The sequence below is a fragment of the uncultured Barnesiella sp. genome (genome assembly GCF_946496565.1).
Classification (GTDB): domain Bacteria; phylum Bacteroidota; class Bacteroidia; order Bacteroidales; family Barnesiellaceae; genus Barnesiella; species Barnesiella merdigallinarum.
In genome coordinates this window covers 40,296-56,279 of the sequence record NZ_CAMMHD010000002.1, presented here as the reverse complement: position 1 = coordinate 56,279, position 15,984 = coordinate 40,296, and the positions used below count along the sequence as shown (strand labels likewise).

The 15,984-nt window shown below is 54.2% G+C and carries 12 protein-coding genes; 7 read left to right on the top strand and 5 right to left on the bottom strand.

Annotated features, from left to right (window positions below):
* Positions 1–167: 167 nt before the first annotated feature.
* Complete coding sequence (locus tag Q1K76_RS01285) at positions 168–2,393, bottom strand: lipopolysaccharide assembly protein LapB (protein ID WP_300130445.1); 2,226 nt, start codon at positions 2,391–2,393, stop codon at positions 168–170.
* 474 nt (positions 2,394–2,867) lie between these two features.
* On the opposite strand from Q1K76_RS01285, the gene Q1K76_RS01280 reads away from it, so the two are divergent.
* Positions 2,868–3,365 carry a DUF4293 domain-containing protein gene (locus tag Q1K76_RS01280; protein ID WP_087407315.1) on the top strand — a complete coding sequence of 166 codons (498 nt, stop codon included), beginning with the start codon at positions 2,868–2,870 and terminating at the stop codon, positions 3,363–3,365.
* Here Q1K76_RS01280 and uvrA read toward each other — a convergent pair.
* Positions 3,362–6,151 (bottom strand): excinuclease ABC subunit UvrA, encoded by a 2,790-nt coding sequence (uvrA, locus tag Q1K76_RS01275; RefSeq protein WP_087407314.1) that lies wholly within the window; start codon positions 6,149–6,151, stop codon positions 3,362–3,364. The two genes, Q1K76_RS01280 and uvrA, sit on opposite strands and share 4 nt — an antisense overlap.
* 412 nt (positions 6,152–6,563) lie before the next feature.
* On the opposite strand from uvrA, the gene Q1K76_RS01270 reads away from it, so the two are divergent.
* The 6 genes from Q1K76_RS01270 to Q1K76_RS01245 all read left to right on the top strand — a co-directional run bounded on the left by Q1K76_RS01270 (position 6,564) and on the right by Q1K76_RS01245 (position 11,649).
* Positions 6,564–6,767: a YtxH domain-containing protein gene (locus Q1K76_RS01270; RefSeq protein WP_087407312.1), complete on the top strand. Its 204-nt coding sequence runs from the start codon at positions 6,564–6,566 to the stop codon at positions 6,765–6,767.
* Between the two features lie 105 nt (positions 6,768–6,872).
* Positions 6,873–7,232 carry a phage holin family protein gene (locus tag Q1K76_RS01265; RefSeq protein WP_087407311.1) on the top strand — a complete coding sequence of 120 codons (360 nt, stop codon included), beginning with the start codon at positions 6,873–6,875 and terminating at the stop codon, positions 7,230–7,232.
* A 1-nt stretch (position 7,233) separates the two neighbouring features.
* The gene (locus Q1K76_RS01260; protein ID WP_087407310.1) at positions 7,234–7,497 is read left to right on the top strand and encodes a hypothetical protein; all 264 of its coding nucleotides are present in this window, start codon (positions 7,234–7,236) and stop codon (positions 7,495–7,497) included.
* Positions 7,498–7,684: 187 nt separating this feature from the next.
* Positions 7,685–8,797: a TlpA disulfide reductase family protein gene (locus Q1K76_RS01255; RefSeq protein ID WP_258327478.1), complete on the top strand. Its 1,113-nt coding sequence runs from the start codon at positions 7,685–7,687 to the stop codon at positions 8,795–8,797.
* Between the two features lie 155 nt (positions 8,798–8,952).
* Positions 8,953–9,402, top strand: coding sequence for a hypothetical protein (locus Q1K76_RS01250; protein WP_143240865.1), 450 nt, complete (start codon positions 8,953–8,955; stop codon positions 9,400–9,402).
* A gap of 114 nt (positions 9,403–9,516) precedes the next feature.
* Positions 9,517–11,649 carry a S8 family peptidase gene (locus tag Q1K76_RS01245; protein ID WP_300130438.1) on the top strand — a complete coding sequence of 711 codons (2,133 nt, stop codon included), beginning with the start codon at positions 9,517–9,519 and terminating at the stop codon, positions 11,647–11,649.
* 172 nt (positions 11,650–11,821) lie between these two features.
* Here the strand turns inward: Q1K76_RS01245 and Q1K76_RS01240 are convergent, their stop codons facing one another.
* From Q1K76_RS01240 to Q1K76_RS01230, 3 genes are all read right to left on the bottom strand, one after another.
* Positions 11,822–13,405, bottom strand: a complete 1,584-nt coding sequence (locus Q1K76_RS01240) for an IS1182 family transposase (RefSeq protein WP_300130435.1) — start codon at positions 13,403–13,405, stop codon at positions 11,822–11,824.
* Between the two features lie 233 nt (positions 13,406–13,638).
* Complete coding sequence (locus Q1K76_RS01235; protein ID WP_087407304.1) at positions 13,639–14,139, bottom strand: GNAT family N-acetyltransferase; 501 nt, start codon at positions 14,137–14,139, stop codon at positions 13,639–13,641.
* 12 nt (positions 14,140–14,151) lie between these two features.
* Complete coding sequence (locus Q1K76_RS01230; RefSeq protein ID WP_300130433.1) at positions 14,152–15,984, bottom strand: LTA synthase family protein; 1,833 nt, start codon at positions 15,982–15,984, stop codon at positions 14,152–14,154.

Sequence of the window (15,984 nt, the reverse complement as noted above, 5' to 3'; positions counted from 1 at the left end):
ATGCCGAACCGCCCCTATCTTATTCAAAGATAGTAAAAGGTGAGAGCAGAGACAAATGAAAACGGACTTTTCACACTCCATCTTCTCTCAAGCTATACATCAAAAAGAGAATACTCTACAATCTGAGATACCGGCAGCATTCCCCAGCTCTTTCTACCCGACAACCTTTAATGGGTATCGGTAATGCCATACATCAGCTGGTCGAGCAAAATGGGTATATCACTCGCGGCAATGCCCGAGGCTACGAGATCGGGCACATCCTGCTTGAAGTTGGCCATAAACTTGGCGGTATCGCCCCCGTCGAGCTCGATGCTGCGGCGATAGTAATCGATGGCCTGCCGGATATGACCCAGCGAAAACTCCACATGCCCGGCATTGAGATAGTCGAGTGCCGTGGGCTTCCCGGCCAGAATCTTCTCGTAATAGCGGCGCGCCTGATCCTTCTTCCCCACCAGGAACGAGCACCAGGCAATGGGTTGCCAGGCCTTCCCGCCGTCGGGGTCGAGATAGTCGACCTTGAAGTAATACTTCAGAGCCTCCTCATAATCTTTCTGCTCGACATAGCAATGGCCTATGTTCATCTGCACCGACAGATTGTCGGGCTGTATCTTTTCGGCCCGATGGTAATACGAGAGGGCCATCTCGGGCTTCTTCAGATTACGGTAGCAGGTAGCAATGCGCCGGATGGTCCAGAAGTTGTCGGGGGCGATAATCTCGGCCTTGAGGAAGGCCTCGAGCGCCTCGGCATAGTCGCCCTGCTTCTGGTAGCAGAACCCTATCTTCTGGTATATCTCGGCATCGGAGTGATAGGTAGCCGAGAGCCGTTCGAAGAGTTCGAGCGCATCGTCGTAATACCCGCGACGGAAATAATATTCGCCGATGAGCCGCAGGCTCTCCTGCCCGCTCAACAGCGACTCGAGCGTAGAGACATGCAGCAGGTTGATGTGTCCGGCAAAGGGGTCGGTAAACTCCGACCGACGGATATAGAGTTTGAAGAAGCGATACAAATCCTGAATGTACCGGTTCGAGATATTCTCGCGACTCAGTTCCTTCTTCATCAGCTCCTGGTTGGCCATCTCCTGCACGGCGGCGTTCTCGGCCCCAAACTGCCCCATCATCAACTGACGTTGCGACTCGGGCACTTGCGACAGACTGAGGCAGAACGAATACTTGTCGGAGTTGCACAAGAGCGACGAAGCCGAAAGCATCTTCTTGAACATGGCGCCCCCCTGCCCCTCGAGCAGACCCGAGAGAGCCGTGTGGTCGGGATTGAAGGGCATGAACCAGTTTTGTATCGACTGGAAGAAGGGGAAGCTCTTCAAATGAGAGAAGGTACTCATAAAGACATCGGCCCCCTCCATCTGCAGGTCGGTCAACTCTTTCAGTTTGTCGGCAATACCCGTCTTGTCGAGCATATCCTGCCACTCGGGATTCTCCTCGAGCGCATTGATGTCGTTCATCAAGTCCTCCTGTTTGATTTTCTTATAGAGCGACGGACCCAATTTCATCATCTCGGGAAGCAGCTCCTCGGTCATCTTGCGGGTAATCTTCTCGGTCTCCTGGGTTTTAATCAGTTGCAGAAAGACCGTGCGCACGTCGTTCTTGAAACGAGGCTCCTCGCTCAAGGCGTCGATGCGATGCTGCACACTCGGAAAGAGCGGCAACCGCTCGCGATAGATATACATCACCATGAGGGCGGCACAGAGCGAACGCAACTGTATCTCGGGCGAGGTGTGCCGATAACCGTCGAGGAGAAGAAGCAGTTTCTCCTCGTCGAACCGATGCAGCAGATTCAGCAACAGGGCCGAAATCAGCAGCGACACCAGGTCGTCGGGGAAACGGTTGGCATAAAGCGCCTCGCGCAAGGTGGAATAATCCTCCTCTCGTGCCGGATAGTTGGTCCACACATCCATAAAGAGCGTGCCGGCTTCATCCTCGACCCGATGCTTCAACGATTTGATTTTGGCAGCATCGCGTTCCTGCTCGCTCAGCAGCGAGGCCAGCGACAGGTCGTTGAGCGCCTGGTCGCATCGGTCGCACTGCGAGGCCAGAGTCTCGTTGGCCCTACTGGCTTTCACATAGCGGCGCCAACCGTAATACTGGGACGGAGAGACCCGGGCAACCAGTTCGTCGGACACGCGGTCGGTAAGCATATAGGCCGACACCACCAGGTGGTCGTAGATACGTTTGCGCTCAGGATCTTCCACTCCGTCGAGCATGTACTGTATCATATACTTGTACGACATCTCCATCTCGTTGAGTTTGTCACGGCTGATCCAATCTTGCAATTCGTTCACCAGAACGGCCAGCTTGCCAAAGGCATCTTTCAAACGGCGCTCGGCCAACAGTCCATATATTTCGTGTCGCTGTTTTTCAATCTCGGTCGTAATCATCTGTTCTATTCTAAATCCGTAGTAAAATTAAGGAGCTTTCTCCAATATAACAAACTTAACTTGCAAATAGTGTGCCGGGAAAAATCATTTTCCTATTGCCCTTACCTTGCGGCACATACCCGCATGCTCGAATACACTTTCCTCCCTAAAGAGAGTTATCTGCAAAATCTCAATCTTTCAAAATTTGTTTCTACAATGGCTTTACACTATCTTTGTAGAAGATAAGATATGGTTCAGCATAAAGTTCAAGTAAACTTGACTTTCTGCGTTCACCTTTTTTTATCTTTGGATAAGATAGGAGTCGGTTCGGCATAGACAAATGTTGAAAACTTCGTTTTCCATTTGCCTCTGCGCTCACCTTTCATTATCTTTGCATAAAGATAGAGAAAGTCGGAAACCGAAAAACGAGCTCGCTTGATTTTCATACCGAGACGCATCCTGTCTTCTACAAATAACAAAACATATAAACAAGCTATGATACAACGTATTCAAACTATTTACCTGCTGCTGGCCGCTGCCCTGATGGCCACGTTCCTTTTCTGTCCCATCGCTCAGTTCGATACCCCCGACGGACTTTACAGCTTCACCTCGCAAGGGGTATCTACCGTAATGGCCGAACCGGCTACGGACGGGTCCGAAGCTACAATTGCCCAAACCTCGGTATTCACGGCCACGTGGGGTGTATTGGCATTGGGTGCTGTCATTACCGTACTGTCGCTCGTCGCCATCTTCCTGTACAAGAACCGGCCCAACCAGGCTCGCGTCTGCATGATCAACGCCTTCTTTATGGTGACCTTCTACATCATCATTTTCTTGAGCGGTTACACCTTCCAGAACGACCTTGCCGCTACGCACACGTCGTGGTCGGCCTATCTTGTGATGCCGTTCGTAGCACTCGTGCTCGACATTCTGGCCTATCGCGCCATCAACAAAGACGAGCAACTGGTGCGCAGCATGGACCGCATCCGCTAAAGCGCCAACTTCTCTTTCAGGAATCTGCCCGTATAGGAGGCCTCGCAACGGGCCACCTCTTCGGGTGTGCCTGTACATACCACGTAGCCACCGGCCTTGCCCCCTTCGGGGCCCAGGTCGATAATGTGGTCGGCACACTTGATGACGTCCATGTTGTGCTCGATAATCACCACGGTGTGCCCCCGCTCAATCAGTTGGTTGAACGACTTCAGCAGCGTGTTGATGTCGTGGAAATGGAGCCCCGTAGTGGGCTCGTCGAAGATGAAGAGCGTGGGCTCCTGCCGTTCGTTGCTGAGGAAGAAAGCCAACTTCACACGCTGGTTCTCACCGCCCGAGAGGGTCGATGACGATTGCCCCAGCTTGATATATCCCAGACCCACATCCTGCAACGGTTTCAGCCGTTTGACGATGCGTTTCTCCTGACTGCCGTCGACCTCGGAGAAGAACTCGATGGCCTGGTTGATGGTCATGTCGAGCACATCGCTTATGTTTTTGCCCCGATACTCGATTTCAAGTACATCTTGTTTATAGCGTTTGCCATGGCAAGCCTCGCACTCCAGCACGATGTCGGCCATGAACTGCATCTCGACCGTGATGGTACCCTCGCCCTTGCACTCTTCGCAGCGGCCGCCCTCGGAGTTGAACGAGAAGTACGACGGCGAAAAGCCCATCTGCTTAGCCCCCTGCTGGTCGGCAAAGAGCTTGCGTATCTCGTCGAACGCCTTCAAATAGGTGGCGGGATTGGAACGGGTCGATTTGCCGATAGGATTCTGGTCGACAAACTCGACCGCCTTGATGCGGTCCATATCGCCCGTGAAGCGGGAGTAGGTTCCCGGCATCTCGCCCCCCTCGCCATAGTAGCGCAAGAGTCCACGATAGAATACATCGCGCACGAGCGACGACTTGCCCGAGCCGCTCACGCCGGTAACCACGGTCATTACATGGAGCGGGAACCGCACATTGACCGACTTCAGGTTGTTCTGGGCAGCCCCTTCGACCTCGATATACTGGTTCCACTTGCGACGTACGGCCGGTACCTCTATCTTGCACTCGCCCGTCAGGTAGCGCATGGTGTAGCTGCGGGTCGCCTTGGGCAGACGCGAAAGGTCGCCCTGATAGACCACCTCGCCGCCCAACCGACCGGCCAACGGACCGATGTCGATAATGTAGTCGGCCGCCCGGATAATCTCCTCGTCATGTTCGACCACAACCACCGTGTTGCCCAGCTCCTGCAACTCGCGGAGCACCTTGATGAGCAGGTGCGTGTCGCGCGAATGGAGGCCGATGCTGGGCTCGTCGAGGATATAGAGCGAGCCTACCAGACTGCTGCCCAGCGAAGTAGCCAGATTGATGCGTTGGCTTTCACCACCCGAGAGAGTCGACGACAACCGATTGAGAGTGAGGTAGTCGAGCCCCACCTCCTGCAAGAAACGGATACGGTTCTTGATTTCGGTGAGCAATCGCTTGGCAATAGCCGTGTCGTGCTCGTCGAGCTGCAGGTTGTCGAAGAAGGCTTTCAGTTCGCCTACCGGCAGATTCACCAGCTCGGTAATGGAGCGGCCACCCACCTTCACATATTCGGCCTCGGGTTTCAACCGGCTGCCCTTGCACACCGGACAGATGGTTTTGCCCCGATAGCGGGCGAGCATCACCCGGTATTGTATCTTGTACTGATTGGCCTCGAGCATGGCAAAGAAACCGTCGATGCCCTCGAAGTCGCCCGAGCCGTGCCACAATATATCTTTCTCGCGATCGGTCAGTTTGTAGTAGGGCCGATGTATCGGGAAGTGCAACGAATCGGCCCGACGGATAAGGTCGTTTTTCCACTCGCTCATCTTCTCGCCCCGCCAGCACATCACCGCATCGTCGTAGACCGAGAGGGTCTTGTTGGGCACCACCAGATCTTCGTCGATACCGATTACCCGCCCGAAGCCTTCGCACTCGGGACAAGCGCCCACGGGGTTGTTGAAGTTGAACATCAGGTCGCTCGGCTCGTTGAAGGTGATGCCATCGGCCTCGAACCGTTTCGAAAAATGGAACTCTTTCACCCCTTCGGCCGTGTGCATCTGTACAACGCACTCCCCACCCCCTTCGAAGAAGGCGGTCTCGACCGAGTCGGCCAGTCGGCTCACAGTATCGTTCTCGTGCGACACGCTCAAGCGGTCGATTACCAGACGCACCTTCGACGCATCGGGCAGCGTATCGCCGGCCAGCAAATCTTCTATCGCCACGAAGCGGCCCTCGACCTCGACACGCGGAAAACCCTCCTTCTGCCATATCTGCAACTGGGTTTTCAGGTCGCGCCCCTCGGGGAGAATCAGGTTGGTAAGCAAGGCAAAGCGGGTACCGTCGGGGAAACCGAGGGCACAGTTCACCACATCGTCGACCTGGTGCTTCTTGACCAGTTCGCCCGAGATGGGCGAATAGGTCTTGCCGATGCGGGCATAGAGCAACCGCAGGTAGTCGTATATCTCGGTCGAGGTGCCCACCGTCGAGCGCGGATTGCGGGTATTGACCTTCTGCTCGATAGCGATGGCTGGCGGTATGCCCTTGATGTAGTCACACTCGGGCTTGCTCATCCGACCCAGAAACTGGCGGGCGTAGGCCGAGAGACTCTCGACATAGCGCCGCTGCCCCTCGGCATAGAGCGTATCGAACGCCAGCGACGACTTGCCCGAGCCCGACAGGCCCGTAATAACGATAAAGCGGTTGCGAGGTATCTCTATATCGATATTCTTCAGATTGTTGACGCGTGCCCCTTTGATAAAGATTGACTGTTCAGACATAGTTCCCGGAAATAACTTTTGGTTCCTTTGTTGCTTTTTCGACATGCCTCCCGATGCGTTGCCCCATGAGGTCGCGCCCGGCCCGGCAAAGTGAGTGCAAAGATAGTGAAAGGCGAGAGCAAAAAAGCCAAACTTGTTTGAGTTTTTTTGCCGAGCCGCATCCTATCTTCTGGAAAGATAGTGAAAGGCGAGAGACAAGCAAAGATGCTTGCACAATTTGCTTGGCCGAGCCGTATCCTATCTTCGCATCAAGCAAAGATACGAACTTTCGCCATTCGTGATTCGGCCCGCTTCTATCCTTTATACTTTTTTGTAAAACAATTCATAAAAGCGAAAATCTTTGGCGCGCAGACTAACAAAAATCCAAATACTTTGTTATCTTTGTATAGTCACATTAAAAACGATAAAGATTATGAAAGGTCTTAATTTACTGTTTGCATTCCTCGGCGGAGCCGCCGTGGGTGCTGTGGCCGGCATCTTGTTTGCCCCCGAAAAGGGCTCGGACATGAGAGCTCGCATCTGTAAAATGCTTCACGACAAGGGTATCCACCTGAAGAAAGAAGAGATGGAGCAACTCGTCGACCAGATTGCCGAAGAAGTGAAAGGCGTAAAATAGACTGCGCCCGTTACCACAATGGGAATATCAAGACAGACCTTCGGTAGTCTTGATACTCTCATTGTGTATCTATACCTTATGTATCTCCTCTAACCCTGCTATATTATGCCCGATACCCCCGACAACTCATTCAAGCGACTATTCGACGAAGGTAAAAAATACCTCACCCTGCAAATCGACTATGCCAAACTGACGGCCACCGAAAAGATTTCGGTCATTCTGGGCATGTCGGTACTCTTTATCATCATTCTGGTTCTGGCCGTAGGGGCCGGCATATACCTGTCGTTTGCCCTGGTCTATCTGCTGGAACCGCTCGTGGGCATCGTGGGCAGCTATGCCCTGCTCGGTGCGCTGTTCCTGGTGCTCATTGCCATTGTAGTCATCTTCAAACGGCAACTCATCCTCGCCCCCATCACCCGATTCATTTCGCGCGTACTATTAGATAACGACAAAACTCCTCAATAACATGGATACACCGAAAACCCCATCCAAAGGTCTTACCCTCGAAGAGATTGCCGCTCGACGACAAGCCCTGAAAACGGCTATTGCCGAACAACGAAAGTGTGTCGACGAGGCTTATCGACAGGTCATCTCGCCCTTTACCGAAGCTCGATCAATTACCAAATACATCGGCAGCAACCTGCTCGGCGGTGTCACCCTGCTCGAGAGCGCCATGTGGGGATTCCGACTGGTATCACGAATATTCCGTCTGTTCAAACGGTTTCGCTAATCCTCCCTTATCTCCTTCGAGACCATTATGCACCAAGACTGGCCTCCACATACAATCCTCATCACCGAAACCCCTCGCCCCGACACCCCGCAGAAGTCGAGCCTGACCGATAATTGTTAATCCCCGACGTCGGCTAAACCTTGTTGATTATCTTCTGTTTATAGATAAACGGAAATATGAAACGACCATGAAATTAGTACGACTGATCGGATATATCGCCATCGGGGTAAGCCTGGCCAACTGCAACGGGAAATACGAAATAGAGGGACACACCCAACTGCTCCCCGACGGAACTACGCTCTTTCTGCAAAAGCTGACCGGACAACAATTCGAAATCATCGACAGCGCCGTAGTCCGAAACGGCGCCTTTACGTTCGAAGGAGACCAGACAGAACCGGCTATTGCCATACTGGTACCCCGCGACGAGCGGGCGTCACAATATCCCCCGCTGCTGCTCGCCCTCGAACCCGGCACCATCGAGGTGACATTCGACTCGGTCACCCACCTGTCGGGCACTCCGCTCAACGACCGGCTGCAAGTCTACGAGGAGCAACGTCAGACCTTCGACAGCCACATACAGGAGATTACCCGACTTTACCTGAAGGACTATCTCGCCGGACAACTCACCGACAGCACCTTCAACACCCTGAAACAGGCTTTCGAAAAAGAGCAGCAGGGGCTCGAACGGCTGACCCGCAAATACATCGCGGCCAATACCGACAACGTGACCTCGGTCTACCTGTTTCTGCAAAACAGCTTTCTCTTCTCGCCCGACGAGCAACGTAGCCTCATCGCCAATGCCGCCACCTCGTTCAAAAAGAATCCGGCCATCCAGAAGCTGTCGCACATGCTCTCGCGCCTGAAAAACGTGGCCCCCGACATGCCCTACACCGACCTGACCCTGCAAACGCCCGAGGGAACAATGGCCTCGCTCTCGCAATACGTAGGGCACGGCCGGTATGTGCTGCTCGACTTCTGGGCCTCGTGGTGTCCGCCCTGCCAGCGACAGACTCCCTATCTGAAACAGTTGTACAGCCGATACGGCAACGGACAACTCTCGATAGTGAGCATCTCGCTCGATACCGATCGCGAAGCCTGGCTCACCTATGTGCGCGAGAACCAGATGACGTGGCCGCAACTGGGCGACCCCAAGGGGTGGGACTCCGACGCCATCCTGTCGTATGTGATTCAAGGCATCCCCCACTTCGTCCTCATCGCCCCCGACGGCACCATCGTGGCCAATAACCCCTCGGAAGAGGAGCTGAATGCTCTGCTGGCCTCCCGGCTGAAACGGCAATAAATGTAAAATTTGGTTCTTTTTCCCTTATCAGCCCTACCAAATAGCTACTATTCTGTGTATAAAAATTTACAAGTGATAATATTTTTGTTATAAAAATAATAGGAAGAGAAAAAAATTTCTATATTTGCCCGCCTAATGATAAAAAATTTATCACCATGTGGAGATTTATATGCACAGCGATGGCAATCATCGCCCTGGCAGGATGCCACACCAACAAGAATATGTCGAAGACTGAAAACACGGTCGTGACGACCGACTACACCCTGCCGCAAGAGTTACCCGTATCTGCATCGTTCCGTATGTTTTGGGAAGCCTGGCAAGCCGACCTCGCACAATCGGGCAAGACTATCGACGACTATACCCCCTCGTCGTTGCTGACACAACGCTTCTCCCTGCGCAACCAGAACGGCCAATACCTCGCCACCGGATTTCTGCACGCCGATGCCGAATTCGATGCCGACGCCCTCACCCAACTGGGCGGCTATTGCGTGAAGTACAACGAGACGATGTACAGTTTTGCCGTACCCTTGCGAAGCCTTACCCGCTTCGTTACCCTGCCGGGCATTACCTATATCGAGGCATCGTCGCCTGCACGTCCCCGATAACTAAACCTTTACGAATTATCTATTGTTTTAATAACTAAATCGATGAAAAAAGTATTACTATCAGTTTATCTCTTAGCGCTTGCCTGTCAATTTGGCGCAACCGCTGAAGAGAAGATGTCGCCATCGACTCAAAATTTTCTGCGCAGTTACGAATCGACCCCTACGATGCAACGCGCCAAACTGAAATCGACCTATGCCGTAGACCAGGAGAATAGCCAGACCATCGTCTCGGCATTCCTCCACCTTAACGATGAAAACGACCTCGAAGGCCTGGCCGACAACGGTGTAACCGTCAATGCCCAATACGGTACCATCCTCTCGGTACGCATCCCCGCCGACAAACTCGAGGCGGTATCGCAACTGCCGTCGGTCGAGTATATCGAGATCGGACGTCCGGTACATAAACTCATGAACACGGTACGTAGCGCCGCCTTCGCCAATGTCGATGCCCTGCACGCCGGCACGGGCCTCACCCAGGCCTACACGGGTAAAGATGTCGTGGTGGGTATCATCGACGGCGGTTTCCAGTACAACCACATCAACTTCTACGACACGGCCGGCGAAAACCTGCGCGTGAAGAGAGTCTGGAACCAAAACGCTACGGGTACGCCTCCCTCGGGTTACTACTACGGCCGGGAATATACGACCTCCGAGTCGATCGTATCGGCCAAGCAGGATATGACCGACTGCCACGCCACCCACGTGGCCGGTATCGCAGCCGGAGCCTACCACGGCAACAGTTACTACGGCGTGGCTCCCGACGCCGACCTGGTGTTTGTAAGCTACAACCTCTACGATACCAGCAGCAGCAACACGAGCATCAGCGACGGTATCAAGTACATCTACGACTATGCCGAATCGGTGGGTAAACCCTGCGTCATCAACATGAGCCTCGGATACCACATCGGGCCACACGACGGAACCTCGACCTTCGACCGCATCTGCGACTCGCTGCAAGGCGAAGGCCGCTTGCTGGTAGGTGCCGCCGGCAACGAAGCCGAGACCAACATACACGTAAAAAAGACGCTGACCACCGACGACTCTTCACTGAAGACGCTGGTCGACCTGGGACAGAATCAAAATACGACCGTCGACATTTGGGGCGATGCCAACAAGACCTTATCGGTCAAAGTAATCGTTTACGATACCCGCAACCAGAAAGAGGTCTATACCTCTAGCGAATTTTCGACAGCAACCAGCTCCAGCAAACGGATATCCAGCCCCACCGGTACCTACGGCGAAGTCTATATCGCCACGGCTACCGACCCCAATAACCAGAAGGGCAACATTACAATCGATATGAACGTAATCCCGATGAGCAGCTATTACCATGTGGGCTTCGAAGTATCGGCAACCGAAGAGTGTACCGTCAATGCCTGGACCAACACGCCGTATACCGCGTTCTCCAACTTCGGGATAAGCGGATTTACCAACGGCGACAACGACTCCAGCATGGGCGAAATCGGTGGAACAGGCTCACGAATCATCTCGGTAGGTGCCTACACCAGCAGCAACCATATCGAACACAGAAACAGCTCGATGTACAACCAATCCTACCAGACGGTAGACCAACTGGCCACCTTCTCGAGCCACGGACCGACGGCCGACGGCCGTATGAAACCCGATATAGCCGCACCGGGTACAATGATCGTATCGTCGTATAACAGTTCGACCTGCAGCACCAGCCGCAGCGACTATTACGCAACCGTGGTAGGCCAATACAACGTAAACGGTACCAATTATTACTACGGTTCGATGGAGGGCACCTCGATGGCTGCACCGGTAGTAACGGGCGTATTGGCCACCTGGTTGCAGGCCCGGCCTACCCTCACCCCCGAGCAGGTGCGCGAAGTATTCGCCAAATCGGCCAAGACCGACAGCTACACGGGCAGCATTGCCGGCACAGGCAACAACCAGTGGGGTTATGGCAAAATCGATGCCTACAACGGTCTGGTCTATTGCCTCAACGAACTCTCGGGTATTGAAGAGACCGGAGCTCCTACCCGCTCGATGGCCTATCCCAACCCGGCTGCAGAGAGCTGCTACTTCGTGTTGCCCAGCGACGACCAGCAGGTAACCGTAGCCCTCTACTCGCTCAACGGTGCCCAGGTGCTCAACCTTTATGCTGGCGATGTCGTGGCCGGCGAACAGAGGGCCGTATCGCTGAACGGTATTGCCCCGGGTATCTACCTCATGCGCATTACCGGCGAGAAGAACCAAATCACGACCAAACTGACCGTCAAGTAACCACAACCGACAGGTCTCACCCATACAGAGGGGCCGACCCAAAAGAGATTTTGGGCGGTCTCTTTGTTTTATTATAGAAAAAGATGACCACATTACTTTTTACCGGAGCAGGAAGTCTCCGGGAAGGGCTGGTTTACTAATACCTCTGATTTTCGTCTTTCATGTTTTTGGGCTATGCCATTCCCAATGACGGAGAGTTGTCAGACACCCCCAAGAGTCCGTCGCGGACATGCGCCGCATATTTTCTGAGGTTATGGGCGAGGGCGACAAGGCCGAACTCGACATTGACCTTTCCGGCTGACTTGAGACGGAACCTCTTGAAGCCGTGATTGAACTTGATGTCACCGAATACGGCTTCCGGCTCGATCGGACGTCTGCTCCTGTGCATCAGGCCTCTCTCTCCGGTCAGCAGTTCCCGTGCCTTCCTTTTGAATGCGTTCGCAGTGTGGTTCACTTCAATGGTACGCCTGCCGGACTTCCCCTTGTAGCACATTCCACGCAGCGGACAGCCGGCGCAGTTCTTTGCCCGGTATACTGCCACGGATGACCTGTATCCCAGGTCGGAGACAGTGCTCCATGTCCCGGCCCGCTCCAGACGCTGCCCCATCGGGCACACATAGAAGTCTTTCTCCTCATTGTAGTACATGTTCTGTACCAAGAAGGCGTTGTCCCGGTATTTCCGCTTCATCTCCGCATGGAACATGGTGTATTTCACATACGCCTCAATCCCCTCTCCATCCATGTACGCGTAGTTCTGCTCGTTGCCATAGCCCGAGTCCGCGACTATCTCTTCGCTCTGCCGGCCGTATCTTTCCCTGAACGACTTCAGGAACGGTATCATAGTGCCCCAGTCCGTCGGCCTCCGGTAGATTCCGTAGTTCGTGATGAACTGGTTCTCCGTCGCTATCTGGACATTGTATCCCGGCTTGGTCTGACCGTTGCGCATCGCGTCCTCCTTCATACGCATGAACGTCGCGTCCTTGTCCGTCTTGCTGTAGCTGTTCCTTTCCCCCAAGGTCTCCAGATGATGCTTGTAGGATTCTAGCTTCGGAAGGGACTCGTCCTTCACCTTCTCTACGGACTTCCTCAGCTTTCTGTCGCTGATACCCTGCTCGTCCATCCTGCGCAGTATCCTTTCCGTACGCTCGGCCAGATCCGTCACACCGAACTCCTCCGAAGCACATTCCCTGTTCTCTTCGGAGAGGACCGACTCCGCCGTCTTGAGTACGGCATCCACTTTCGCCTCCAGTTTCTCCTTGTTCTTCTCGACACTCCTTTTCCATACGAAAGTGTACCTGTTCGCCACAGACTCTATCTTCGTCCCGTCGATGTACTGCACTTTCAGCGACACGAGCCCCTCTGCATTCAGAAGCAGGACAACCTGCCTGAACAGCCCGTCAAACCGCCCGTCCGCCAGACGCCCGCTCCTGAACCGGTTGATTGTTCTGAAGTCCGGCCGCGACATCCCTGAAAGCCACATGTAGTTCACGTTCTCCTGCAGAAGACGCTCCATACGGCGGCCGGAATAAACATTGCACAGGTAGGAGTAGACTATCACTTTCAGAAGCATGCGGGGATGGAAACTGCTCGTCCCTCCGCCCTTGTAGGTCGATTCTACAGAAGATATGTCCAGCCTGTCTATCACTGCGTTCACGATCCGCACCGGATGGTTCTTTGGGACGAGTTCTCCCAATGTCGGCGGAAAAAGCAGACTTTCGTTCTGATTGTAATCTTTATACACTATCTTTGCGCTCATGGTAAATGCTTGACTTTATTTTTAATTCTCACTTTAAATATAGCAATTATTTACCATAAAAACAACGGTTATTTCTTTGAAAACAAAGAGATAACCGTTAATTTTTTCTCCCCTCCACACTCACTCTCACGCATTCATTCTCCCATTGTGACCATCTGGCGTAATCCAAACAAAAAAGGATGACCCTTTAAAGTCTTTGACTTTTGGGTCACCCTCTCTTTTTTTATTACAAGCTATCGAAGAAATTCCCGCTGAAAGGCGATGCGCTCGTCGCCGTTGGCCAGATAGATGATGCCGCACCGGCTGAAGCCGTGGCGCACGAGCAACTCCTGCATCACCCGGTTGTCGCGATGGGTATCGATGCGGATATTGTCGACATGGCCCCAACAGTAATCCAGAGCCGCGGCAAAGATACCGCCCACCCGACCGGCCGAGGCGATGCGGTGTATCACGCCGTAGGGCTTGTCGTTGAGCCAGGCCCCGTCGTAGATGGTGGCATAGGTGGGCTCGGGCGCCACACCGTAGCGGAAACAGAAGGTTCCCACAATCGCCCCCTCGTCGTCGAGGCAGACGAAGCTGCTGGCAGCCTCCATATCGGCCTGGATGATTTCGCGCGAGGGGTAGCCACCCGTCCATTGGTGGAGGTTTCCGTGCTGCCGCATGAACCGTTTGGCCTGCTCAAACACGGGCATCACCTGTTCCAAATCGTCGATTGTCGTGGGTCTTATTTCCATTTCGTGTCGGTTTTATCGCGAAGCCAAGTCGTCGTAGAGTTTTTGCAAATAGGCTTTCCCCCGCTTCAACCGTAAGGCGTTGCTGTCGTTCTGCTCGACGAGCACCGACTGTGCGGCACAGTCGTAGACGGCAGCGCCATCGCGGTCGACATATCCGAACCCGTCGGGGAAGGTATAGTAGGCAAAACGCTCCCGCGTGGGGTCGGCCAGATTCTTGCTGAAGGTAAAGTCGTCGTAAGGGATATGTAACTGGGCCAGCAACGTAGCCGCCAGGTCAATCTGCGACATGTAGTCGTCGACTACCCGCGGCGAGCGTACGGCTCCACCGGCCCACACCAGCGGTATGTGGTGATAGTCGATGTCGTGATTCTGCACGTTGTAGGGGTAACGGAAGGCGTGATCGGCCACGAACACCAGCAGGGTGTTCTTCCACACGGGGAGCTGCTTGAGTCGCGATACAAACGCACCGAGGCAACTGTCGGTATAGGCGACCGAGTTCAGATACTTGTCCTCGAGGCGGTGCATGGGCACATCGAACGGCTCGTGGCTGCTGAGGGTGAGAAACATCTTCATAAAGGGTTTATCGGCCGGCTGCTCGGCTATGAGACGATAGAGCTCGTCGAACGTCACATGGTCGGGTACGCCCCATTTGCTCAGCCGCTGGCTCAGCGGGAAGTCGCTGTCGCACACGATACGGTTCATGCCCATCGAGATGAAGTAGGAGCGCATGTTGGTAAAGTCGGCATCGCCGCCATAGATAAACTGGGTGTCGTACCCCTCATTGCGCAACGACTTGGAGATGGCCGGAAGCGACTGCGACTTGGCGGGATATTTCATAATCGAGGCCGTAGGCTGGGCCGGGTAGCCGCTCAAAATCGAGGTGAGCCCCCGGTCGGTACGGAAACTGTTGGCATAGCAGTGGGTGAAGAGGATACCCTCCGAGGCAATCTGCTCGAGATTGGGCATCACCCCCGACAGACCGCCCAGGCTCTCCATGGCTGCTCCCGAGAAACTCTCGAGCACCACCAGCACCACGTTGGCACCGGGCTCGACCCATTGAGCCGAGTCGGCCGGGAATACCGACGATCCGCCACCCCGCAACGGTGCGAACAGAGCATCGGCCTCGGCCGGTTCGAAGAAACGGTATTGTGTCGAGAAATCCTCCGACTTGGAGAGCGACGACATCAGACTGAATACCGGGTTGATGGCGGCATGGTTCAACTCCATACGCTCGCTGAAATAGGCCTTGCCCACATTCATGGTCGAGACCGTGAAGCCGCCTCGTATGGGGATGAACAACGACGCCGTGAGCAACAGCAAGACCGCAAACGAAAGGTGTGGACGACGGGGTTTCTCCCATTGGGCCACCCTACCCGACCAGCGCCACAACGGCCACACGAGCAGCGCGGCATAGGCCACGATAAGAAGCAGAATTACCACCGTTTGCCACACCGGGATACTGGCCACGGCATCGGCCGGCGAGGCCAAATAGAAGAGCGGCGTAGCATCGATGCGGAATCCCCAGAAGCTGTAGAGCACCGCATCGCTCAAGGTGATGGCCGAGACCACTGCGGCTATCAGCACGAAGTAGGCCCGGAACACCGGTTTCCACCACGCGCCCCGCAAATAGACGGTAACGGCAGTGAGCAGAGCCGGCAAAGCCGTAATATAGGCAGCCATCGAGGCGTCGAGTCCCCGGCCGTGCCATATCACCGCCAGCCACTGCGACAGAGGCTCGTCGCCGTAAAGATTCCAATGATACAGCATGAAGAGGGGCTTTTGCACGGCAAACATGATGAGAAACCAGCAATATATCCACACCAAAAAATAGAATCGTCGTTTCAT

Bases quoted from the DNA above. Each gene is read 5' to 3' on its own strand.
- Q1K76_RS01285 (WP_300130445.1), bottom strand. From the start codon at position 2,393: ATGATTACGACCGAGATTGAAAAACAGCGACACGAAATATATGGACTG.
- Q1K76_RS01280 (WP_087407315.1), top strand. From the start codon at position 2,868: ATGATACAACGTATTCAAACTATTTACCTGCTGCTGGCCGCTGCCCTG.
- uvrA (WP_087407314.1), bottom strand. From the start codon at position 6,151: ATGTCTGAACAGTCAATCTTTATCAAAGGGGCACGCGTCAACAATCTG.
- Q1K76_RS01270 (WP_087407312.1), top strand. From the start codon at position 6,564: ATGAAAGGTCTTAATTTACTGTTTGCATTCCTCGGCGGAGCCGCCGTG.
- Q1K76_RS01265 (WP_087407311.1), top strand. From the start codon at position 6,873: ATGCCCGATACCCCCGACAACTCATTCAAGCGACTATTCGACGAAGGT.
- Q1K76_RS01260 (WP_087407310.1), top strand. From the start codon at position 7,234: ATGGATACACCGAAAACCCCATCCAAAGGTCTTACCCTCGAAGAGATT.
- Q1K76_RS01255 (WP_258327478.1), top strand. From the start codon at position 7,685: ATGAAATTAGTACGACTGATCGGATATATCGCCATCGGGGTAAGCCTG.
- Q1K76_RS01250 (WP_143240865.1), top strand. From the start codon at position 8,953: ATGTGGAGATTTATATGCACAGCGATGGCAATCATCGCCCTGGCAGGA.
- Q1K76_RS01245 (WP_300130438.1), top strand. From the start codon at position 9,517: ATGTCGCCATCGACTCAAAATTTTCTGCGCAGTTACGAATCGACCCCT.
- Q1K76_RS01240 (WP_300130435.1), bottom strand. From the start codon at position 13,405: ATGAGCGCAAAGATAGTGTATAAAGATTACAATCAGAACGAAAGTCTG.
- Q1K76_RS01235 (WP_087407304.1), bottom strand. From the start codon at position 14,139: ATGGAAATAAGACCCACGACAATCGACGATTTGGAACAGGTGATGCCC.
- Q1K76_RS01230 (WP_300130433.1), bottom strand. From the start codon at position 15,984: ATGAAACGACGATTCTATTTTTTGGTGTGGATATATTGCTGGTTTCTC.